Origin of the sequence: Pedococcus sp., from assembly GCF_036554925.1 — a bacterium.
Lineage (GTDB): Bacteria > Actinomycetota > Actinomycetes > Actinomycetales > Dermatophilaceae > Pedococcus_A.
On record NZ_DATBMI010000119.1, the window covers coordinates 1 to 20,700 of the forward strand.

Consider the following 20,700-nt stretch of genomic DNA (forward strand, 5'->3'; position numbering starts at 1 on the left):
CTCAACATCGCCGGCCTCGCCCGGGCGATCGCCGACCTCGCCGACCGCACCCGCAACAACAAGATCACCCCGGACGAGCTCGGTGGCGGCACCTTCACGCTGACCAACACCGGCAGCCGCGGCGCCCTCTTCGACACGCCGATCATCAACCAGCCGCAGGTCGCCATCCTCGGCACCGGCGCCGTGGTGAAGCGGCCCGTCGTGGTGACCGACGCTGACGGTGGCGAGACGATCGCGATCCGGTCCATGGTCTACCTGGCCCTGTCCTACGACCACCGCATCGTCGACGGCGCGGACGCCGCCCGGTTCCTGTCGACCATGAAGGCCCGCCTCGAAGAGGGCGCCTTCGAGGCCTCGCTCGGCCTGTAGCCGAGCGGATCACGACGGTCACACGGATGCCGCAGCGCGTCGCCATCACCGGGGCCTCCGGCCTGATCGGCGGCGCGCTGTCGGCCTTCCTGATCGACCGCGGGGACGAGGTGCTTCACCTCGTCCGCCGGCCGGCGCGCACTGCTGCCGAGATCTCCTGGGATCCCGCCCACCGCGTGCTCGACCCCGGCGCCCTCGCCGGTGTCGACGCCGTGGTGCACCTCGCCGGCGTCAACGTCGGGGACAAGCGGTGGACCCCGAGCCGCAAGCAGGAGATCTTCGCCTCGCGGGTGGACGGGACGCACACGCTCGCGGCGGCCCTGGCCGAGGCAGACCACCCCATCCGGATGGTCAGCCAGTCAGCCGTCGGCTACTACGGCAGCGACCGCGGCAACGAGGTCCTGACCGAGGACTCGGAGAGCGGCCACGGCTTCCTCGCCGAGGTCGTCCGGGCCTGGGAGGCCGCAGCCGAGCCGGCAAGGGCGGCCGGCCTGCACGTGGCCCATCCCCGCACCGGCATCGTGCTCGCCCCCGGGGCAGGAGCGATGGGCCCCCTGTTGCGTCTGGCGCAGCTCGGGCTCGCGGGGCCGATCGGCTCCGGGGAGCAGTACTGGCCGTGGATCACGCTGCGGGACACCGTGCGCGGGATCGCCTTCCTCCTGGACCACCCTGACGTCGACGGGCCCATCAACCTGGTCGGCCCGGCTCCAGCCCGGCAGAAGGACATCGCCGCCGAGCTGGCCCGGCAGCTGCACCGCCCGGCGCTGCTCCCCGCCCCCGGCATGGGGGTGCGGCTCTACCTCGGGGAGTTCGCCAACGACATCCTCGGCAGCCAGCGGGTCATGCCGGGCCGCCTGACCGCGAGCGGGTTCGTCCACGACGACGACACCCTGCCGAAGGCCATCGCCTGGCTCCTCGACCACCGCTAGCGAGTCGCCCCCTGCCCGACACCGGGGCAGCGATCGGCCCCTAGGCTGCACGTCATGCCTGCACCCCAGCCCACGATCCTGGCCACCTCCGGCGGCTACCGAGCGGGCGAGCGCATCCAGCTCGAGTTCAACGACCTGGTCCGCCACGCCGTCGAGCTGTCGGGCACGACGCGTCCGCGCCCGCGCGTGACCCACCTGGGCACAGCGTCGGGCGACCAGCGGTACTGGGCCGACCACATGCACGAGGCGGCCCGCCATGCCGGGTGGGAGCTGACCAACCTCACCCTGTTCCCCATGCCGAACCTCGACGACATCGAGGGCCACCTGCTCGAGCAGGACGCCGTGTGGGTCAACGGCGGCTCGGTCGCGAACCTGCTGGCGGTCTGGGACGTGCACGACCTGCGGCCGGTGTTCCGCCGGGTGTGGGAGGCGGGTGTCGTGCTGGCCGGGGTCTCCGCGGGCTCGATCTGCTGGTTCGAGGGAGGGACGACAGACTCGTTCGGACCAGAGCTGCGCGCCGTCACCAATGGCCTCGGGCTGCTCCCATACGGCAATGGCGTGCACTACGACTCCGAGGAGCGCCGCCGCCCGCTGGTGCACCGCCTCGTCGCGGAGGGCACGCTGCCGACCACCCACTGCACCGACGACGGCGTCGGGCTCGTCTACCACGGCACTCACCTCGTCGAGGCGGTGTCGGAGCAGGACGGCAAGGCGGCCTACGTCGTCACGCGCGACGGCGATGCCGCGGTGGAGGAGCGCCTCGAGCCGCGCCGCCTCTGAGCCGCGCCGCCTCTGAGCCGCGCGTCCAGGTCGCGGGCAGCCAGCCCCGGAGCCGCGCAGCCTCGGAGCCGTAAGCAGGAACCGCGCAGCATCGACGCTGGGCCGCGCTCAGGTGGTCGGCATCGACACCCGTTCGACGCGCCACAGCCCGTCACCCCAGCGGAGGTGGAAGACCATGGGTCGCCCGGCCTCGGGCGGACGAGACGTCGTCCGCCCATCCGGGCCGATGACCTCGTGGGCGGCGGTGTCGACCACAGCCTCGACCTGCGCGTGGCCACCGCGAGCCGTCAACGCCCGAGCCGACCGGACCGTGAAGGCGACCTGCTGGAACCGGCGGCCGCTCTCCGCGACCTCTTCCAACAACGCTGCGTCGGCCGCCCAGGCGATCGAGCCGGGAACGTCGAGGTCATCGAGCGCCTTCGGGTCGCCCGAGCTCATCAGGCCGGCTCGCACCCCGGAGAGCTCCTGCATCAGGGCCCTCGGGTCCGTGGCCGGGGCCGTGGGTGCGCGTCGCACCTCGGCCCGAGGGCGGACCACCGAGGCGTCGCCGGCGGATGGGGTCCCACCCTTCGCGGCCACGCTCGGGGCCGTCCCGGCCGTCGACGTGCCGCTCGACGCGCCCGCTCCACCGGCCCGGGGGGCACCATCCGGCGCCTGGCCCGGGATCGCCGCACCGGCCACCGCCACGCCGCCCAGCACCGCAGCCGAAGCGAGCACGCCCGAGACCAGGACTGCCACGGGACGAAGCGCCCGGTCCCGCAGGATGCGACGGGTCAGGTGTTTCGACGAGCGGGCCGAGGCTGCCACGCCACCGACGGCCCGGGTGACCCAGGTCGTCGAGACCTCACGTGGCTCGGGGAGGGGCGCGCCCGACCGGATACGTCGAGTGATCAGGGCGACCTCGTCGTGCCCGAGCACCAACCGCAGCGGCTCACAGGAGGCGGCATCGAAGAGCTGCAGGGCCGCCTCGGCCGCGCTGGGGCGGGCCTGCGGCTGACCGGCGAGACACCGCTCGACGGCCGTGACGAAGTCTGCGCCGAGCCATGGCACGAGCTCGGCCAGCGGCCGCCTCAACGGCACCGGCGGCGGTGCCTCACCGGTGACGCACCACCACACCAGCGCACCCACGGCATACACATCGGAGGCGGACGTCGGAAGCGCCCCGGCCTCCACCTCGGGAGCAGTGAAGCCCTCGGTGCCGAAGAGCTCACCCGGCGCCTCCCCCACCAGCCGGGCCACGCCGAGGTCGGCGAGCACGGGTCGCCCTGAGCGCTCGAGGAGGACGTTGCCCGGCGTGACGTCGCCATGCACCACCCCCACCTGGTGCAGGCCCGAGAGGGTGCGTGCGATCGGCGAGGCCACGGTGACGGCCTCACCGGGGGTGAGGTGCCCCCTGGCCGCCACGACCGAGGCGAGCGACCCCCCGTCGACGTGGTCGAGAACGAGGGCGAGCGAGCCGACCGCGTCGTCCAGAGCCAGGACCTCGTGAAAGCCCACCAGGCCCTCGACGCGCACCCGCTGGAGCACCGCGAACTCGCGCAGCGCCTGGTCCGTGTCGGGCGCCGAGGCGGCGTGGCCGAGAACCTTGATGGCCACGACCCGGCCGTCCGCGACGCGCTCGGCGCGCCACACGGTGCCCGCCGCGCCCGCGCCGAGCCGGGCGTGAAGGTGGTACCCCGGGACGGCTGGACTCGCCACGGCTGTCTCCTTTCCTCCGCCGCACGTCCTCCGCCCCCGCACTCCGCCAGGGCTCCCACGCCCCCCACGCTGGGGATGGTCGGTGGCAGCCCTCGATGCGGGGCGGCCCGTGGGTCGTGCTGCGAGTGCCCCACTCTGCCGCGGAGCCGGGCAACGGCCGCGGCGTTGTCCACACCCCCCGGGCTCGCGTCGGGCGCACCGCTCGACCCACCGGGGCGGCCCGCACCACCGAAAAGTGACCTGGATCACACCGCACGGCGGAAACACGCAGGTCAGGGCGTATGACATGTTTCACCCGATTCAGCAGCAGTACGCAAACCGCACCAAACGTGACATCCCTCGCGCCGCCGTTATTTCCCCGTGACCTCCTGCCGGCGGTACGTTCGCGCAGGCCGCGGGGACCCCCTCCCGGCGTCGTCAGGCCCCCGCTGGCGCGCCGGGCCCCGCGGCCGTTGCACCTCATCCCCCGTAAGGAGCTCGACCATGCCCCCATCCCCCCAGCGCCGTCCTGGACGCCATCGCGGAAGCCGACGAACGATCGGTGTGATGGCTCTGGTCACGGCGCTTCTGGGCGGCCTGGCTCTCGCGTTCGTGTCGACGGTCTCGTCACCGCCGCCCGCGGAGGCCAAGTCCAAGATCAAGTGCAAGGAGACCACCGGCACGGACGATGTGGACCCCATCGTGCACCACAATGAGCCGGCGGCCGGCTCGGCGCACCTGCACCAGTTCTTCGGCAACAACAGCTTCCTCTCGCTGCCGAACCCCAACACGGCGAACTACGAGGACCTCGTGAACGGAGGAACGAACTGTGAGAACCCCGCCGACACGGCTGGGTACTGGACTCCCGTCCTGCAGAACAAGAGCACGGGCCAGGTCATCCCGACCCTGTCCTTCATCGCGTATTACCGCAGCTGGGACTTCAAGGACTTCGGCGAGGGTGTGCCGTTCCCGGCCGACACCCGACTGATCGGCAAGAAGTTCAACTGGACCTGTGGCCAGAACGAGGCCGTCAAGCCGCAGCAGTCCATCCCCGACTGCTCGATGGCTGACGGGAAGCCGGGCTCGACGCTGACCGCCCACATCGACTTCCCGTCGTGCTGGGACGGGGTGAAGCCCTCGCACAGCCGCGACGAGGTCGGCGACACCACCGACAACGAGCACTTCGCCTACCGCGTCAAGGGCGCCTGCCCGCCAGGGTTCCCCGTCAAGACGGTGGCCCTGCGCGAGACCGTCATGTTCCAGTACACCGGCAAGGGCGACGACGTCGAGCTCGCGAGCGACCACGAGCACGGCACCACCGACGGCCAGTCGATGCACGCCGACTTCTGGAACACCTGGGACCAGGCCGGGTTCGAGGCGATGACGCGCAACTGCATCAACTCCAGCGCCAGGTTCAGCACCGCGGCGTGCGGCTGACCCGCGACCTGTCCTGACCGGCGGACGACGGGTCGCAGGGGGCCCGTCGACCGAGGGCGGTCGGACGGAGGGCTGAGTCGCGAAGGGCGCGGCGGGACTCCCGCCGCGCCCTTCGCGCGTCCCCTCGGGCGAGAGTCAGTCGATGCGCTCACCCGGGGTGATGACGTCGACGACCCGGCGCCCCTCGGCGCTGGTGCGTGCGGCGTCGATGACAGCGAGCGTGTGCACCGCGTCACGGGGGTCCACCGGCATGTTGGCCGCAGGGCTGTCGCTGCGCAGGGCGTCGCGAACGGCGCGGTAGAAGTCCACCTGGCTCGCCTGGCTGCGGACGACCGGCTCGCGCTCCTCGCCGCGGTAGATCCACCCGGCGTGGCCGTCGTCGTCACGGAGGTCGGAGAAGATGTTGGCCTCGGCCTCGAACTGGTTGAGCAGGAACGCTCCCTTGCTGCCGAGCACCCGCACGCGGGGGCCCGGAGCCCCGGCCACCGAGGTCGCACCGAGGTGCGACACCACCCCCGACGTATGCCGGCAGGCCAGGAACGCGTCGTCGTCGGCGTTCGTGGTCCGTGCCGCGACCTCTGCGTAGACCGTCTCGATCTCGCCGAAGAGCTGGACGGCGGCGTCGACGAGATGGGAGTGCAGGTCGAGCAGGATGCCGCCGCCCTCCCCCGGGTCGGCCTGCTCGCGCCAGCGCTGCTTCGGCTCGGGCCGCCAGCGCTCCCAGCGAAGCTCGGCGCGGTAGACCTGGCCGATCGCGTCCGAGCGCAGCACCTCGGCGAGGGTGGCGTGCTCGGCGTCGAACCGCCGGTTCTGGAACACCGTCAGCGGCACCCCTGCCTGCTCGGCCGCGTCGACGACCTCGAGCGCCGCGTCCGCGCTGACTGCCAGGGGCTTGTCGACGACCACGGCGATGCCGGCCTCGATCGCCGCCATCGCGTGGGCCGCATGGTCGCCGCTGGGGGTGGCCAGGACCACGAGCTCGAGCCCGTCGACCTGCAGCAGGCCGTCAAGGTCGCTGACGACCGCCGCATCGGGCAGCTCCTGCTGGACGGCCGCCTGCCGCTCCGGGTGCGACGTCGACACCGCCGCGACCTCCAGCCCCGCCGCCGCGAGGAGCGGTGCGTGGATCTGCCTGCCTGCCATGCCGTACCCGGCCAGTCCCACGCGTGTCATGACCGCGACCCTAGCCCCGGGGCGGGTGGTCCGTGGTCGCGGTCTCACGGGAGAGCCGGCTGGGCCACCACACCCGCGGCCCGATGTCGTAGACCAGGGCGGGCACGAGGAGGGAGCGCACCACGAGCGTGTCGAGCAGGACGCCGAAGGCGACGATGAACGCGATCTGCACGAGGAAGAGGATCGGCAGGACCGCCAGGGCCGAGAACGTCGACGCGAGGACGACACCGGCACTGGTGATGACCCCACCGGTGACGGCGAGCCCGACCAGGACCCCGCGACGCGTGCCCCGCGCGAGCGTCTCCTCGCGTACCCGGGTCATCAGGAAGATCGAGTAGTCGATACCCAGGGCCACGAGGAAGACGAAGCCGTACAGCGGCGTCGACGGGTCGGACCCCGGGAAGTCGAAGATCTCGTTGAAGACCAGCGCGGCCACGCCCATCGTCGCCGCGAACGAGACGACGTTGGCCGCGACGAGCAGCGCCGGCGCGACCAGGGAGCGCAGCAGCACGGCCAGCACCAGGAAGATGACGACCAGGATCGCCGGGATGATCACCCGCAGGTCGCGGTTGCTGGCGTCGCGGACGTCGAGGTTCATGGCGGTCATGCCGCCCACGAGGACGTCCTCCCCGACCGTGTCGAGGTCGGCGCGGAGTCGGCGGACCACGTCGTCGGCCTCGGGGCTGTCGGCCGGGGCGGTGAGGGTGGCCTGCACCACGACCTTCCCGTCGACGACCTTCGGCGGCGCGCCCGGCGCCAGCCCGGCATACGGGTTGTTGACGCCCTCCTCGCCGGAGAGCACGTCCACCACCTGCTGCGCCTTGGACTCGGGCGCGATGACCTGGACGGGGCTTCCCGAGCCGGCGGGGAAGTGGCGAGCCAGCACCTCCTGGCCAGTGACGGACTCCACCTCGTTGAGGAAGATCTCGGACTGGGTGACGCCGTCCGCCTTCAGCGTCGGAACGAACGCGGCAGCGGCGAGAAGCGCGGCGAGGGTCAGGACCCAGGTGCGGCGCGGGTGCCCACCGACGAGGGACGCGACCCGGCCCCAGAGGCCGCGGGTGCCGATCTTGTCCTCGGCGTGGACGTGGTCGAGCCGGGGCACCGAGGGCCAGAAGATGCCGCGGCCGAACAGCAGGAGGACCGCAGGCAGGAACGTGAGCGACGAGACGAGGGCACCGGCGATCCCGATCGCGCCGACCGGCCCCAGGCCGGAGGTGCTGCCGAGGTCGGAGAGCAGGAGGCAGAGCAGGCCGAGGATCACGGTCGCGGCGCTGGCGACGATGGGCTCCACGGACCCGCGCCAAGCGCGCTTCATCGCCTGCCAGGTGCTCTCCTGGTCGTGCAGCTCCTCCTTGTAACGGGAGACGAGGAGCAGGGCGTAGTCGGTGGCCGCGCCGACGACGAGGATCGACAGGATGCCCTGCGACTGCCCGGACAGCCCGATCACCCCCTCGCGGGCGAGCGGGAAGACCGCGAGCGCCGCGGCGCCGAGCCCGAAGATGGCCGTGACGAGGACCGCGAACGGCAGGATCGGGCTGCGGTAGACGACGAGCAGGATGAGGAAGACGACCCCGAGCGCGACCGCGAGGAGGATGCCGTCGATGCCGCCGAACGCGGTGACGAAGTCGGCGGTGACGCCCGCGGGGCCTGTGACGTAGGTCGCCAGACCGGCGGGCTCGAGCACCTCACCAGCCGCCGTGCGGAGCTCGTCGGCCGCCTCGAACAGCGGCGACGTCTCCTCGACGGTCTCGGTCGAGCGCGCGGCGTCGACCGGGACCACGAGCAGCAGCGCCTTCCCGTCGGCACTGGGGATCGCGGCCTGCGGCGCCTCGGTGAGGTAGTCGCCGAGGGTCTGCGCGCCGCCCAGGCCAGCCAGCGGGAGGTCCGGGACCCGGGACGCGAACTGCGCCGCCGCCTGCTGCTGGGCTGGGGTGACGGCTGACTCGGCCTCCATGACGACGATGAAGGGCAGCGACTCGTTCTCGGTGAACCGCGCGACCTCGTTCATGACGTCGGTCGACTCGGCCTGGGCCGGGAGGAAGGAGGCGTTGTCGTTCTTCTGCACCTCGGAGAGGCGACCGACGAGGGGCCCGCCCACACTCGCGATCGCGAACCACACCAGCACCACCAGCAGTGCGCCCAGGCGCACCATCCACCGCGACCGCATCAGGCTCCCCAGCTCAGCTTCGTCCCGAGTGGCCGGCAGGCGCCCGCCACCACCTCAGCCTAGCCAGCGCCATGTCCGGACCCTTTCACCGGCCGTTCGTCGCCGAGGGCGTGGCGGATGGGCCGGTCGCGCACCGGCGTACCCTGTCGCCATGCGCTTCGAGCACCTCGGCTTCGCCCCGGACTTCGTGGACTACCTCACCGCCTGGGACCACCAGCGCGAGGTCCACGCCGCCGTCGTGCAGGGCGAGGTCCCCGACACCGTCCTGCTGCTCGAGCATGCCGCCGTCTTCACGGCCGGGAAGCGCACCGAGCCCCACGAGCGACCGTTCGACGGCACCCCGGTCATCGACGTCGACCGCGGAGGCAAGATCACCTGGCACGGCCCGGGCCAGCTCGTCGGCTACCCGATCGTCCGTCTTCCCGCGCCGATCGACGTCGTCTCCCACGTGCGCCGCCTCGAGGAGGTCATGATCCGTGTCTGCCGTGAGTTCGGGGTCGAGACCACCCGGGTCGCGGACCGCAGCGGCGTGTGGGTTCTGGCCGACGAGCGCGGTCCCGACCGCAAGCTCGGCGCCATCGGGGTGCGGGTCAGCAAGCAGGTCACGATGCACGGCTTCGCCCTGAACTGCGACGCCGACCTGTCCTGGGCGGACAACATCGTCGCCTGCGGCATCGCCGACGCCGGGGTCGGTTCGATCAGCCGCGAGGCGGGGCGAACCGTGACGGTGCAGGACGTCCTGCCCTACGCCGAGAAGCACCTCGCGGACCTCCTCGACCTCTCCTGAGCCTGCCTCCCGGGGACCGCGCCGGGCCGTAGCGGGCCGGGATGCGCAGCGGCCGGGGAAGACGGCCGGTCCTCGCCGGGTTGAACACCGCATGCGCAACCGTGTCCTCCAGCTGGTGCTCGCCTGCGGTGTCCTCGGCGTCGGGGTGGCCCTGCTGCTCGACGCGGCACTCGGCTCCGACGGCTACTCCTCGCTCGTCTCCGGGCTGACCCTGGCGACCGGCCTGCCCTTCGCCGTCGTCAACGTGGCCGTTGCCGTCGCGCTGATCGCGCTGGCGTGGGGCCGCGGCACCCGCCCCGGCCTGGGCACGCTGGTCCAGCCCGTCGTCGTCGGTGTGGTGGTCGGCCTGTTGCTGCCCGTCCTGCCCTCTCCCTCGAGTCTGGGACTGCGCTTCGTCGAGCTCGGTGCCGCCTTCGCGCTGCTGACGCTGGGGGTCGCCGGCTACCTGGCGACGCGCACCGGCGCCGGGCCCGCGGAGGCCGCGGCCCTGGCCTTCGACCCCCCGCTGGCGTTCCGGTGGAGCTACACCGTGCTCCAGGTCGGCGGCGCGCTCACCGGCTGGGCGCTGGGGGCGGCCGTCGGGCCGGGCACCCTGCTCACGGCGCTGCTCGTGGGGCCGGCCGTCGACGTCACCACCCGCACGGTCTTCCGGCAGTCCGCTGGCGTGTCCACACCCGCCCGGCCCGCCCCGCTCGCCGACCCCTGCTAGAGGGCACCCGGACCCCGCCCGCGAGCGAGCCCTACGGAAGCAGGTCGTCGTCCCCGGTCAGGGCGGCCGCGAGCCGCAGGTACGGAACCGCCTCGTCGTGACGGCTCTGGCGCTGCAGCGACCTTGCCAGGATGACGTGGGCATAGGCGTCCACCGGCCAGCGCTCGATCAGCTCGCGGGCCTGCTCCTCAGCCCGCCGGAGCATCGCGGCGTGGAAGTACGCCCGCGCGAGGAGCGTCCTGGCCGAGGCGTTGCTGGGCGCCTCGCTCACGACCACCTCGAGGATCGCCGCAGCCTCGCGGTAGCGCTTCTGCTCGAAGTGCACCTCCGCCATGCCGAACTGCAACCGCAGCGAGTCCTCCATGCACGGGAGAACGCCCGTGGGTAGGCGGCTGTTCCACCCCCGGCCACAGAGCCCGCAACCCGTCCGGCCCCGGCACCGGGGAACACCACACCGCCGCGCAGGCGTACCCTTGAGGCACGCCCGGTGACCTCCGGGCGGAACCGTGCCCCGCGGCATACCTGCCGCCGGCAGGCACTCGAGCAAGGCAAGGGAGTCTGCGTGACCGTCGCACCCGAGGGCCGCCGCATGCTGCGCGTCGAGGCACGCAACGCCGAGACGCCGATCGAGCGCAAGCCGTCGTGGATCCGGACCACCGCCAAGATGGGGCCGGAGTACACCGCGCTGCACTCGATGGTGAAGCGCGAGGGGCTGCACACGGTCTGCCAGGAGGCGGGCTGCCCCAACATCTTCGAGTGCTGGGAGGACCGCGAGGCGACCTTCCTCATCGGCGGCGACGTCTGCACCCGCCGGTGCGACTTCTGCGACATCGCCACCGGACGGCCGCTCCCCCTCGACCGCGACGAGCCGCGCCGGGTCGCCGAGTCGATCGCCCAGATGGACCTGCGCTACGCGACCGTCACGGGTGTCGCCCGCGACGACCAGCCCGACGGCGCGGCCTGGCTCTACGCCGAGACGATCCGCGAGATCCACCGGCAGAACCCGACCACCGGCGTCGAGATCCTCCCGCCCGACTTCGGCGCCAAGCCGGAACTCGTCGGCCAGGTCTTCGACGCCCGCCCCGAGGTGTTCGCCCACAACCTCGAGACGGTGCCGCGCATCTTCAAGAAGATCCGCCCCGCGTTCACCTACGAGAAGTCGCTCCGGGTGCTGGGCATGGCCCGCGAGGCCGAGCTGGTCACCAAGTCCAACCTCATCCTCGGCATGGGCGAGGAGGACCACGAGATCGAGCAGGCGATGCGCGACCTGCACGAGGCGGGGTGCGACATCCTGACGATCACGCAGTACCTTCGCCCCTCGAAGCTGCACCACCCGATCGACCGGTGGGTCAAGCCCGAGGAGTTCGTGCACTGGAGCGAGCTTGCCGAGGAGATCGGCTTCAAGGGCGTGATGGCCGGCCCCCTGGTGCGCTCTTCGTACCGCGCCGGCCGTCTCTACGCGCAGGCGATGGCCCACTGGGGCCGCCCGATCCCCGAGCACCTGCAGCACCTCGCTGCCAAGGCGGACGGCCCCGCCCGGCAGGAGGCGGCCTCGTTGGTCGCACGCGGCTGACGCCACGTATCCTGACCCCTATGGCCCGCAAGGAAAAGCAGCAGTCGACCACGCCCAAGAAGCCCGGACGGATCGCGCAGGTCCGCCAGGTGTTCACCGCGGCGCGCCAGGTCGACCGGCTCATCGGCTGGTGGATGCTGCTGGCCTTCGTCGCCACCCTCGTGGTGGCCATCGGGATCGGCGTGCTGTTCGACGCCTGGTGGTACGGCCTCATCCTCGGCCTGCCGCTGGCCCTGCTCGCCGCGACGATCGTCATGAGCCGCCGGGCCGAGCGCGCCGCCTACCGCGCGATCGAGGGCCAGCCCGGCAGCGCGGGTGCCGCCCTCGGCGCCCTGCGACGCGGCTGGTTCTTCGACCAGCAGCCGGTCGCCCTCGAGGGCGCGCGGGGCACGCGACCCGAGGACATGGTCGGCGCGGCATTCGTCTTCCGGGCGGTCGGCCGCCCCGGCATCGTGCTGGTGGGTGACGGCCCGCAGGCCCGCGTCACGAAGATGCTCGAGGCCGAGCGCAAGAAGGTCGCCCGCGTCGCCCCCGGTGTACCCGTCACGCTGCTGAGCGTCGGCGACGGCGAGGGCCAGGTGCCCGTGCGCAAGCTGTCGAGCAAGGTCTCCCGGATGAAGCCCGTCCTCACCAAGGAGGAGGCCTCCACGGTGAACAAGCGCCTGAAGTCCCTCGGGGGCATCCGGCCGCCGGTCCCGGCCGGCATGGACCCGATGCGTGCCCGGGTCGACCGCAAGGCCATGCGGGGCCGCTGACGCGGGCTCCCCCGCCGTTCTTCCTCGTATGCCGGGTGGTCAGCACCCGGCATACGTCGTCTTCGGGCCCTTGCGATGGTGGCTAACGCGATATAGCGTGTCTCACAGACGCGATATAGCGCGAGAGTGAAGACGGGAGCAGGTCATGCCGGAGAAGTGGCGCGTGGAGGGCCCGCGGGTCCTCGACATCGGAGGCGACGGCGAGCAGGTGCGGGCCCTCAAGGTCGGCATCGTGGGCGGCCGGATCGATGTGGTGACCCACGACGACTCCCCTACCGCCCGGATCGAGGTCTCGCAGGTCGAGGGGCAGCCGGTGGTGGTGAGCTGGGACGGCTCGCTGTTGAAGATCACCCACGGCCCGGACAGCGAGGTCGGCATCCTCGACCGGGTGCGCCAGGCCGTCGAGGGCATGGAGCACAACCGGGTCGTCGTCAGCGTCTCCGTCCCCGAGACGGCCACGGCGAACGTCAGCACGGTGAGCGCCGACGCCCTCGTGGCCGGGGTGCACGCCGAGGTCAAGGCCAACACCGTGTCCGGGGCCCTGACCCTGGACGACCTCATCGGCCGGACGAGCGTCAACACCGTCAGCGGCATCGTCGAGTGCAGCCGGCTGCGCGGCCCGCTGCACGCCAACTCCGTGTCGGGCACGGTCACCGCGCAGAGCAGCGAGCTGCCCGAGGCGACCGTGCACACCGTCACCGGCGACGTCGCGCTCGACCTGACCAACGCCGTGGCCTCGGTGTCCTCCAACTCGGTGACCGGCGACGTCACCGTCCGCGCCCCGCACCGCGGCTACGACGTACGCGCCAACACGGCGGGCGGCCAGGTCGTCGTCGACGGCCGCGAGCTGCGCCGGGGACCGTACGCCTCGGGCGGCCAGCTCACCGAGGGCGACCGCGGGCTGCGGGTGAAGGCCAACGCGGTCTCGGGCAGCATCGTCGTCCTGCGCTCCACGGCGGGAAGCCCGAGCACGGGCACGGCTGAGCACTGGGCGATCTGAGATGAGCCCCGTCTTCGCCCACGGCCAGCTGCGCCTCTACCTGCTGGCGCTGCTCAACGAGGGGCCGCGCCACGGGTACGAGGTGATCCAGGACCTCGAGCAGCGCTTCAACGGCCTCTACTCCCCCAGCGCCGGCACGGTCTACCCGCGCCTGGCCAAGCTCGAGGAGGAGGGTCTGGTCGAGCGCACCGACGAGGGCCGCAAGGCCGTCTACCGGATCACCGAGGCGGGTCGTGCCGAGGTCCGCGCCCGCGCCGACGACGTCGCGGCCCTCGAGAGCGACCTCGACCACTCGGTGCGCGAGCTCGCCGAAGAGGTGCGCTCCCGGGTCAGCAGCCAGAGCAGGGACCTGCGCACCGAGCTGCGCGAGGCAGCCCGCCAGGCCCGCAGCACCGCCACCCCCGTGGGCGCCCCCGGCGAGACGTGGAAGAACTCGTCGCCCGGGGTCCGGCAGGAGGTGGAGTCGGCGATCGCGGAGCTGCGCGAGGAGGCCCGCCGGGCCTGGCGGCAGCACGGCCTCACCGCAGAGCAGGGCCGCGAGGTGGCCGACATCCTTGCCGACGCCGCACGGCGCATCCAGGAGGTCGTGCAGCACCGCTGACGGGTCAGAGCCGGACGATGACGGTCCCCGCCGCCTTGTCGTGCAGCCCGCGACCGTCGTGGTCCCAGAACGTCGCGGGCAGGAAGAGGCACAGCAGCGCCGTCCGCACGACCACCTGCACGGGCTTGGCCGGCGCACCGGAGATCGACCGCACCCGGAGGCCGACGACGCGGTGGCCGATGGTGAAGCCGAGCGTGCCCACCAGCAGGAGGTTCTCGACGGCGAAGACCAGCAGCACCACCCAGCCGCGGGCGCCTGCCAGCTCGGTGAAGGGCAGGGGGACGCCGAACAGCCCGTAGGCGATCAGGGTGCACAGGGTCCAGTCGACGAGGACACCCAGGACGCGCCTCCCGAACCGTCCGATCGCACCGGAGCCCTCGCGCGGCATACCCAGCCGTTGGCCCGGGTAGTCACCGCCACCGTCCGTGCGGGCCCCCGGTCCCTCGAGCCAGGAGCCGATGTCCTTGCGATCAACCACGGGGAAACCCTAGACCGCGGCACGACAGGGACGTCCACCGCCCGTATGCCGCGTGGCCCGCGCTGCGCGGCTGTCCGGGGAGTGGTACGCAGTGTCCGAGGACCGGACCTCATCCTCGGATGCGTAACACCTGCGAAACATTCGGGTCATGGCCGGGAAACCGGGTCTGAGTATCGTCACTTCTCGACGCACCGGGCGGCGCCCTGCCCGCCCCATCACAGGAGGCTAGATGTTCAGCACAGCGGACGAGGTCCTGTCGTTCATCAAGGACGAGGACATCCAGTTCATCGATATCCGGTTCTGCGACCTGCCGGGCGTGATGCAGCACTTCAACGTGCCCGCGCACACCGTGACCAAAGAGTTCTTCATCGACGGCCAGATGTTCGACGGCTCGTCCATCCGAGGCTTCCAGGCGATCCACGAGTCCGACATGAAGCTCGTCCCGGACGTGCGCACGGCCTATGTGGACCCGTTCCGCAAGGAGAAGACGCTCGTCATGAACTTCTCCATCGTGGACCCCTTCACCGGTGACGCGTACAGCCGCGACCCCCGCAACATCGCAGCCAAGGCCGAGGCCTACCTGAAGTCCACGGGCATCGCGGACACCGCGTACTTCGGCGCCGAGGCGGAGTTCTACGTCTTCGACGACGTGCGCTTCGAGACCAAGGCGAATGCCGGCTACTACTTCATCGACTCCGTCGAGGCCGCGTGGAACTCCGGCCGCGAGGAGGAGGGCGGCAACCGCGGGTACAAGACGCGCTTCAAGGGCGGCTACTTCCCCGTCCCGCCCGTGGACCACTTCGCCGACATCCGCGACAAGATGTGCCTCAACCTCGCCAAGGTCGGCCTGCAGGTCGAGCGCTCGCACCACGAGGTCGGCACGGCGGGCCAGCAGGAGATCAACTACCGCTTCAACACGCTGCTGCAGTCCGGCGACGACATCATGAAGTTCAAGTACGTCATCAAGAACACGGCGTGGGACTTCGGCAAGACGGCGACCTTCATGCCGAAGCCGATCTTCGGCGACAACGGCTCGGGCATGCACACGCACCAGTCGCTGTGGAAGGACGGTGAGCCGCTGTTCTACGACGAGCGCGGCTACGGCGGCCTCTCCGACGTGGCGCGCTGGTACATCGGCGGACTCCTCAAGCACGCCCCCGCGCTGCTCGCCTTCACCAACCCGACGATCAACAGCTACCACCGCCTGGTCCCGGGCTACGAGGCGCCGGTCAACCTGGTCTACTCGGCACGCAACCGCTCGGCGTGCGTCCGCATCCCGATCACCGGCAACTCCCCCAAGGCCAAGCGCATCGAGTTCCGCGTGCCGGACCCGTCGTCCAACCCGTACCTGTGCTTCGCCGCGCAGCTCATGGCGGGCCTGGACGGCATCCGCAACCGCATCGAGCCGCCGGAGCCGGTGGACAAGGACCTCTACGAGCTGCCGCCGGAGGAGCACGCGGCGATCGAGCAGGTGCCCGGCTCGCTCCCGGCCGTCCTCGACGCGCTCGAGGCCGACCACGAGTTCCTGCTCCAGGGCGACGTCTTCACCGAGGACCTCATCGAGGCCTGGATCGAGTGGAAGCGCAAGAACGAGGTCGACCCGATCCGCTTCCGCCCGCACCCGCACGAGTTCGAGATGTACTTCGACATCTAGTCGAGCGAAGCGAGGCAGATGTCGAACGAACGGCTCAGCGACATCTGACAAGCACGGGTCTCTGACCTGCTGACTGTCGCCTGAAACGGCGGCTGACCTGCGCAAGCGTCTTCGGACGTCTCGCAGTGTCAGCCGCCGTTTCGCGTTGGCTCAGGTTCGGCGCAGTTCCGGGCCTCCAGCCTCCCGCCTCCCGCGCTCAAAAGGCCTCGTCTCTTGGCGACCCGGCGCGCCAAAGAGGCTGTCAGCACCCGCGAGACGCGCGCTGTCGATCCCCTCCTGCCGCCCGCAGGGTCGCATCAGGACTACGCGAAGACGTGGTTGTGACCGGAAGGTCGCCACCCTACGTTTCTTGCATGACTCGCCCCTCACCCCTGCTGGATCGGCCACCAGCCCGAGGACGCCGACCGTGGCCGTGGCTGGCGCTCGTCGGGGGCCTGCTCGTGGTGCTGGGTGGCTACCTGTCGCTGCGGCCGATGGCGTCGCTGTCGTTGCTGCTGCTGGCCGTGGCGTTGGGGCTGCTGGTCGCCGCCGTCGCCGAGCTGGTCGAGGGCCCGGGTGGCGGCGCGCCACCGTCGCGGTGGCGGTTCGTGCGGGCTGCCGCGTACGCGTTGGGCGCCGTGGGGGTGCTGGCATTCACCGGGCTGGGGGTGCGCGCGGTCATCGTCGTGATGGGTCTGTCGCTGGTCGTGACCGGTGTCGGCGACCTGGCGCAGGCCCGCGCTGCTCATGGGGTGGAGCGGTGGAACGAGGTGCTCGGCGGGGTGGCCTCCGTCGCGTTCGGGCTGCTCGCCCTGGCGTGGCCCGACGTGAGCGTCATCGTCATCGGGGTGCTCGTCGGGGTGCAGCTGATCGTGCTCGGGTTCCGGCTGCTCGGGACGGCGCTCAGGCGCGCCCGCGGCACCGAGGACGGGCCCCGCCAGGCCGGCGGGTGGCGCCGGTGGGGCCGGCTGGCGGGCAACGCGCTGGCCCTCGTGCTGGCTCTCCTGCTGGTGCTCGTCTCGTTCACCCTTCGCCGCGGCGCCCCCCAGCCGGACGCGTTCTACACCCCGCCGGCCTCGGTACCGGCGCAGCCCGGCCAGCTGCTGCGTGCCGAGCCCTACACCCGCGAGATCCCCGACGGTGCGTCGGCCTGGCGCATCCTCTACACGACCACCCGGGAGGAGGGACAGCCGGCCGTGGCGAGCGCGCTGGTCGTCGTGCCCACCGCCAAGGCACGCGCCGGCATCCCGATCATCGCCTGGGCACACGGCACCACCGGGGTCGTCCCGGGGTGCGCCCCTTCCGTCATCGACCCGTTCGAGTCCGGCGCGTTCTTCAACCTCGACCAGGTGCTCCGCAACGGGTGGGCCTTCGTCGGCACGGACTACGTCGGTCTGGGCACGGCCGGCCCGCACCCGTACCTCATCGGGGAGGGCGAGGGCCGCTCGGTACTCGACTCGGTGCGCGCTGCGCGCCAGCTCGGCGACGTCACCCTGGGCGACGACACTGTCGTGTGGGGGCACAGCCAGGGCGGACACGCCGCCCTGTGGACCGGCATCCTGGCCTCCTCCTATTCGCCCGACGTGAAGGTGGAGGGCGTCGCCGCTCTGGCCCCCGCCAGCGACCTTCCGGCGCTGATCGACAACCTCGGCAACGTCACGGGCGGTGAGCTGTTCGCCTCCTACGTCATCGACTCCTACGCCAAGACCTACCCAGACGTCACCTACCGCGAGTACGTGCGACCGGGCGCCCAGCCGATCGTGCGGGAGATGGCGGCGCGGTGCCTCGCCGAGAAGAGCACCCTTCTCTCGATTCTCACCATCACGTCGCTCGACAAGACCATCTGGAACGGTGACCCGAGCCGCGGCACGTTGGCTGCCCGGCTGCAGGAGAACGTGCCCAACGGGCGCATCACGGCTCCCCTGCTCCTCGGCCAGGGCGGCGCCGACCAACTCGTCGTGCCCTCGGCCCAGGACGCCTACGTGCAGGCGCGCTGCGCCGCCGGCCAGCAGGTGGACTACCGCACGTATGTCGGCCGCGACCACGTGCCGCTCGTGGAGCCCGACTCCCCCGCCGTCAGCGACCTCGTGGCCTGGACGAAGGACCGCCTCGCCGGAAGGCTGCCCACCAGCACCTGCCCCTAGTGCAGGTGCGGCTCCCTAGGACCGGCGCGGCTCGACCGGTCCGAGCGCGTCGTCGTCGGCCACGTCGGCCGGCAGCACCTGGTGCAGTCGGGTGCGGGAGCGCACCCCGAGCTTCTGGAACACCGTGCGCAGGTGGTAGTCGACGGAGTGGAAGATGTTCCCCTGACCGCCGGCGGCGCCGGTGCTGCCAGAGGCTGCTCTCAGGCGGACGGCCCCTCGTGCTGTGCGCGCCGCCCGTCGAGGGAGGCGCTGCGGCTGCTGCGCGGAACGACGACGTGCACGGCGTTGCGCTCGATCGCGAAGTCGGCCGGTGTCGTGGTCGCGATCTCGCCGTCGAGGTTCACCGACAGCTGCGGCTCGGTGACGAGCCGGACCCGTCTGCTGGTCAGGTGGTGCACGCGGTCGTGCTCGATGAAGCTCCCGTCCTTGAGGAGCCGCGCGATGCTCACGTGCTCGCGAAGCCGCCCCCGCACGATGGCGTAGATGTCGAGAAGGTGGTCGTCGATCCCTGCCGTGGGCGAGACCGCGTTGCCCCCGCCATAGTGCCTGCCGTTGCCGATGCCCACCTGGAGCAGGTCGTCGAGCTCCACCGGCTCGTGGTCCCCCTCCGGGAAGTCGAGCCGGGCACGGAACGGCTCGTGCCGACGGTAGGCCCGCAGCGTGGCGATGCCGTACGCCAGGGGCCCGAGATGCCGCTTCAGGCGCGGGCTGAGCGCTTCGGTCACGCCCACGGAGAGTCCGACGGAGGCGACGTTGAGAAACGGCTGGCCGTTCGCCCGACCGAGGTCGATGTCGACCACCTTCCCCTCTGCGACAGCAGCGCAAGCTGCCGCCACGTCGCTCGGAATCTCCAGCGTGCGGGCGAGGTCGTTGGCGGTGCCCAGCGGCAGGACGCCAAGCGTGGCGTCGGTCCCGGCGACCCGACCTGCGGCGCAGCTCACCGTCCCGTCACCGCCACCCACGACGACGAGGTCGTGCCCGTCCGCGACCACGCGATCAAGCGTCCCGGCCAGCTGTGCCCCCGAAACCACCGGATACACCGAGGCGACCGGCACCCCTGCCTTTCGCAGCGAGTCCGCCGCCAGCTGATGCAGCGCCACTCCTCGACGTGAACCCGTGTTGACCACCAGAGCAGCAGAGCGAGCCTCTCGCGCGGTTCTCATGCCGCGCACCCTAGGCCGAGGACCTGAGAGGTCCCTGCAAACGGCCCCCCGTGGAGGAAGGGGTGCCGCCGGTGGCGAGCCATCCCTGGCTGGGCGCCGCGCTTCGCACGCGGCACCGGGCGTACGCTGCCCGTAGCGCGACTGGTGGGGCCTCGAGCAGGGCAGGCGGTCGCCGGATCACGAGTCCGAACCGTTCCGGGGGCAGGTGGCCCATGTCACGCCGTCAACGAGTGGTCCTCCTGGGCCTTGTCGCCGTCGTGCCGCTCATCGTGTGGGTCCTGCTCTCCCCACCCGTCCTGGTGTGGTCCGCCATTGCCCGGGACCGCCCGTCCCCGGTCGCCGGAGATGCCGTTCCCCGCATCACCGAGCCGCCGGCGGCGCGCATCGCCCTCGCCGGAGACACGGGTACCGGCGACGCGTCGCAGCGCGCGACGGTCCGGCGCATGGCAGCGGAAGGCCGCGGGGTTCCCTACGACGCCCTCATCCTGCTCGGGGACCTCATCTACGAGGACGGCGACGCGAGCCTGGTCGACAGCCGGGTCACCACACCGTTCGAACCGGTCCTCGACCAGGGAGCGCAGCTGCTTCCGGTCCTCGGCAACCATGACTACCGCAGCGGCGAGCAGCGGCAGATCCTCGCCGCACTGGGCCGCCAGAGTCCCTGGTACAGCCAGCGCATCGGGCCGGTGCGGATCCTGGTCCTCGACTCCAACCGCGTGGACGACCCACAGCAGACCCGGTGGCTGCGCACCGCACTTGCGGAGCCACAGCCGGCGGGGGTCTGGACCGTGGCCGCCATGCACCACCCCGCCTACTCGGCCGGCTACCACGGTTCGGACCTCCAGGTCCGGGACGCCTGGGGGCCGTTGTTCGCACGGGCAGGAGTGCACCTGGTCCTGGCCGGGCACGACCACGACTACCAGCGCTCCACGCCGCAGCAGGGCGTGACCTACGTGGTCTCCGGTGGCGGTGCGCGGTTGCGCGATGCCGGCGCCGAGGACTTCACGGAGGTGAGCGACTCCACCCTGCACTACGTCGACCTCCTCGCGTACCACGACCGCCTCATTGGCCGGGCCATCGACCAGTCCGGCACGCTGGTCGACCTGTTCACGATCACCCGCTGACGCGCGCACTGCCCGTCAGCGGGTGCGGTCGGACGACGCAGGACAGCGGCGCCCGACATCCCGTGGAACGTCCGCCGCCGTCGTCGGGTGGGCGCGATGATGTCACCTCGCTCGGGCGGCCAGAGCGGCACGGACCGGCACGGCGGGATGCCCGGCGCGATGCACGGCGCAGCGGTGGCCACCGAGTTCGACTACCTG

At 71.8% G+C, this 20,700-nt stretch carries 19 protein-coding genes; 13 read left to right on the forward strand and 6 right to left on the reverse strand.

What is annotated here, in order from left to right; translation table 11 throughout:
• The 3 genes from VIB11_RS09890 to VIB11_RS09900 form a co-directional block, all read left to right on the forward strand.
• The coding region (locus tag VIB11_RS09890) for a 2-oxo acid dehydrogenase subunit E2 (RefSeq protein ID WP_332030777.1) at nt 1-369 on the forward strand (369 nt) is incomplete at its 5' end.
• Between the two features lie 26 nt (nt 370-395).
• Nucleotides 396-1,298, forward strand: coding sequence for a TIGR01777 family oxidoreductase (locus tag VIB11_RS09895; protein WP_332030779.1), 903 nt, complete (start codon nt 396-398; stop codon nt 1,296-1,298).
• Between the two features lie 54 nt (nt 1,299-1,352).
• Nucleotides 1,353-2,078 carry a peptidase E gene (locus tag VIB11_RS09900; protein ID WP_332030781.1) on the forward strand — a complete coding sequence of 242 codons (726 nt, stop codon included), beginning with the start codon at nt 1,353-1,355 and terminating at the stop codon, nt 2,076-2,078.
• A 108-nt stretch (nt 2,079-2,186) separates the two neighbouring features.
• Here the strand turns inward: VIB11_RS09900 and VIB11_RS09905 are convergent, their stop codons facing one another.
• A complete protein-coding gene (locus VIB11_RS09905; RefSeq protein WP_332030783.1) occupies nt 2,187-3,776 on the reverse strand; it encodes a serine/threonine-protein kinase in 1,590 nt (529 codons plus the stop codon).
• A 546-nt stretch (nt 3,777-4,322) separates the two neighbouring features.
• On the opposite strand from VIB11_RS09905, the gene VIB11_RS09910 reads away from it, so the two are divergent.
• Complete coding sequence (locus VIB11_RS09910; protein ID WP_332030784.1) at nt 4,323-5,192, forward strand: DUF1996 domain-containing protein; 870 nt, start codon at nt 4,323-4,325, stop codon at nt 5,190-5,192.
• 135 nt (nt 5,193-5,327) lie between these two features.
• On the opposite strand, the gene VIB11_RS09915 is transcribed toward VIB11_RS09910, so the two are convergent.
• Complete coding sequence (locus VIB11_RS09915; protein WP_332030786.1) at nt 5,328-6,365, reverse strand: Gfo/Idh/MocA family protein; 1,038 nt, start codon at nt 6,363-6,365, stop codon at nt 5,328-5,330.
• Between the two features lie 10 nt (nt 6,366-6,375).
• Nucleotides 6,376-8,535 carry an MMPL family transporter gene (locus VIB11_RS09920; protein ID WP_332030787.1) on the reverse strand — a complete coding sequence of 720 codons (2,160 nt, stop codon included), beginning with the start codon at nt 8,533-8,535 and terminating at the stop codon, nt 6,376-6,378.
• A gap of 151 nt (nt 8,536-8,686) precedes the next feature.
• Between VIB11_RS09920 and lipB the strand changes: the two genes are divergently transcribed.
• Nucleotides 8,687-9,322: a lipoyl(octanoyl) transferase LipB gene (lipB, locus tag VIB11_RS09925; RefSeq protein WP_332030789.1), complete on the forward strand. Its 636-nt coding sequence runs from the start codon at nt 8,687-8,689 to the stop codon at nt 9,320-9,322.
• Between the two features lie 91 nt (nt 9,323-9,413).
• Nucleotides 9,414-10,031, forward strand: coding sequence for a hypothetical protein (locus VIB11_RS09930; RefSeq protein WP_332030791.1), 618 nt, complete (start codon nt 9,414-9,416; stop codon nt 10,029-10,031).
• A 31-nt stretch (nt 10,032-10,062) separates the two neighbouring features.
• On the opposite strand, the gene VIB11_RS09935 is transcribed toward VIB11_RS09930, so the two are convergent.
• Nucleotides 10,063-10,395 (reverse strand): tetratricopeptide repeat protein, encoded by a 333-nt coding sequence (locus tag VIB11_RS09935; RefSeq protein WP_332030793.1) that lies wholly within the window; start codon nt 10,393-10,395, stop codon nt 10,063-10,065.
• A gap of 198 nt (nt 10,396-10,593) precedes the next feature.
• On the opposite strand from VIB11_RS09935, the gene lipA reads away from it, so the two are divergent.
• The 4 genes from lipA (at nt 10,594) to VIB11_RS09955 (ending at nt 13,960) form a co-directional block, all read left to right on the forward strand.
• Nucleotides 10,594-11,604 (forward strand): lipoyl synthase, encoded by a 1,011-nt coding sequence (gene lipA / locus VIB11_RS09940; RefSeq protein WP_332030795.1) that lies wholly within the window; start codon nt 10,594-10,596, stop codon nt 11,602-11,604.
• Between the two features lie 20 nt (nt 11,605-11,624).
• The gene (locus VIB11_RS09945) at nt 11,625-12,359 is read left to right on the forward strand and encodes a DUF4191 domain-containing protein (protein ID WP_332030797.1); all 735 of its coding nucleotides are present in this window, start codon (nt 11,625-11,627) and stop codon (nt 12,357-12,359) included.
• 145 nt (nt 12,360-12,504) lie between these two features.
• Nucleotides 12,505-13,359 carry a DUF4097 family beta strand repeat-containing protein gene (locus tag VIB11_RS09950; protein WP_332030799.1) on the forward strand — a complete coding sequence of 285 codons (855 nt, stop codon included), beginning with the start codon at nt 12,505-12,507 and terminating at the stop codon, nt 13,357-13,359.
• Nucleotide 13,360: 1 nt separating this feature from the next.
• Nucleotides 13,361-13,960: a PadR family transcriptional regulator gene (locus VIB11_RS09955; protein ID WP_332030801.1), complete on the forward strand. Its 600-nt coding sequence runs from the start codon at nt 13,361-13,363 to the stop codon at nt 13,958-13,960.
• Nucleotides 13,961-13,964: 4 nt separating this feature from the next.
• Here VIB11_RS09955 and VIB11_RS09960 read toward each other — a convergent pair whose 3' ends face one another.
• Nucleotides 13,965-14,438 carry an RDD family protein gene (locus tag VIB11_RS09960; RefSeq protein WP_332030803.1) on the reverse strand — a complete coding sequence of 158 codons (474 nt, stop codon included), beginning with the start codon at nt 14,436-14,438 and terminating at the stop codon, nt 13,965-13,967.
• Between the two features lie 229 nt (nt 14,439-14,667).
• Here VIB11_RS09960 and glnA point away from each other — a divergent pair, with 229 nt between their 5' ends.
• Together glnA and VIB11_RS09970 are read left to right on the forward strand one after the other, a co-directional pair.
• Nucleotides 14,668-16,092 carry a type I glutamate--ammonia ligase gene (gene glnA / locus VIB11_RS09965; RefSeq protein WP_332030805.1) on the forward strand — a complete coding sequence of 475 codons (1,425 nt, stop codon included), beginning with the start codon at nt 14,668-14,670 and terminating at the stop codon, nt 16,090-16,092.
• A gap of 353 nt (nt 16,093-16,445) precedes the next feature.
• The gene (locus VIB11_RS09970; RefSeq protein ID WP_332030807.1) at nt 16,446-18,215 is read left to right on the forward strand and encodes a lipase family protein; all 1,770 of its coding nucleotides are present in this window, start codon (nt 16,446-16,448) and stop codon (nt 18,213-18,215) included.
• A 200-nt stretch (nt 18,216-18,415) separates the two neighbouring features.
• Here the strand turns inward: VIB11_RS09970 and VIB11_RS09975 are convergent, their stop codons facing one another.
• Nucleotides 18,416-19,378, reverse strand: a complete 963-nt coding sequence (locus VIB11_RS09975; RefSeq protein ID WP_332030809.1) for a lipid kinase — start codon at nt 19,376-19,378, stop codon at nt 18,416-18,418.
• A gap of 212 nt (nt 19,379-19,590) precedes the next feature.
• On the opposite strand from VIB11_RS09975, the gene VIB11_RS09980 reads away from it, so the two are divergent.
• Nucleotides 19,591-20,502 (forward strand): metallophosphoesterase family protein, encoded by a 912-nt coding sequence (locus VIB11_RS09980; protein ID WP_332030811.1) that lies wholly within the window; start codon nt 19,591-19,593, stop codon nt 20,500-20,502.
• Nucleotides 20,503-20,700: the final 198 nt, after the last annotated feature.

Coding starts and splice junctions, on each gene's coding strand:
- VIB11_RS09895 (WP_332030779.1), top strand. CDS start 396: ATGCCGCAGCGCGTCGCCATCACCGGGGCCTCCGGCCTGATCGGCGGC.
- VIB11_RS09900 (WP_332030781.1), top strand. CDS start 1,353: ATGCCTGCACCCCAGCCCACGATCCTGGCCACCTCCGGCGGCTACCGA.
- VIB11_RS09910 (WP_332030784.1), top strand. CDS start 4,323: ATGGCTCTGGTCACGGCGCTTCTGGGCGGCCTGGCTCTCGCGTTCGTG.
- VIB11_RS09915 (WP_332030786.1), bottom strand. CDS start 6,365: ATGACACGCGTGGGACTGGCCGGGTACGGCATGGCAGGCAGGCAGATC.
- VIB11_RS09920 (WP_332030787.1), bottom strand. CDS start 8,535: ATGCGGTCGCGGTGGATGGTGCGCCTGGGCGCACTGCTGGTGGTGCTG.
- lipB (WP_332030789.1), top strand. CDS start 8,687: ATGCGCTTCGAGCACCTCGGCTTCGCCCCGGACTTCGTGGACTACCTC.
- VIB11_RS09930 (WP_332030791.1), top strand. CDS start 9,414: ATGCGCAACCGTGTCCTCCAGCTGGTGCTCGCCTGCGGTGTCCTCGGC.
- VIB11_RS09935 (WP_332030793.1), bottom strand. CDS start 10,395: ATGGAGGACTCGCTGCGGTTGCAGTTCGGCATGGCGGAGGTGCACTTC.
- VIB11_RS09945 (WP_332030797.1), top strand. CDS start 11,625: ATGGCCCGCAAGGAAAAGCAGCAGTCGACCACGCCCAAGAAGCCCGGA.
- VIB11_RS09950 (WP_332030799.1), top strand. CDS start 12,505: ATGCCGGAGAAGTGGCGCGTGGAGGGCCCGCGGGTCCTCGACATCGGA.
- VIB11_RS09955 (WP_332030801.1), top strand. CDS start 13,361: ATGAGCCCCGTCTTCGCCCACGGCCAGCTGCGCCTCTACCTGCTGGCG.
- glnA (WP_332030805.1), top strand. CDS start 14,668: ATGTTCAGCACAGCGGACGAGGTCCTGTCGTTCATCAAGGACGAGGAC.
- VIB11_RS09970 (WP_332030807.1), top strand. CDS start 16,446: ATGACTCGCCCCTCACCCCTGCTGGATCGGCCACCAGCCCGAGGACGC.
- VIB11_RS09975 (WP_332030809.1), bottom strand. CDS start 19,378: ATGAGAACCGCGCGAGAGGCTCGCTCTGCTGCTCTGGTGGTCAACACG.
- VIB11_RS09980 (WP_332030811.1), top strand. CDS start 19,591: ATGTCACGCCGTCAACGAGTGGTCCTCCTGGGCCTTGTCGCCGTCGTG.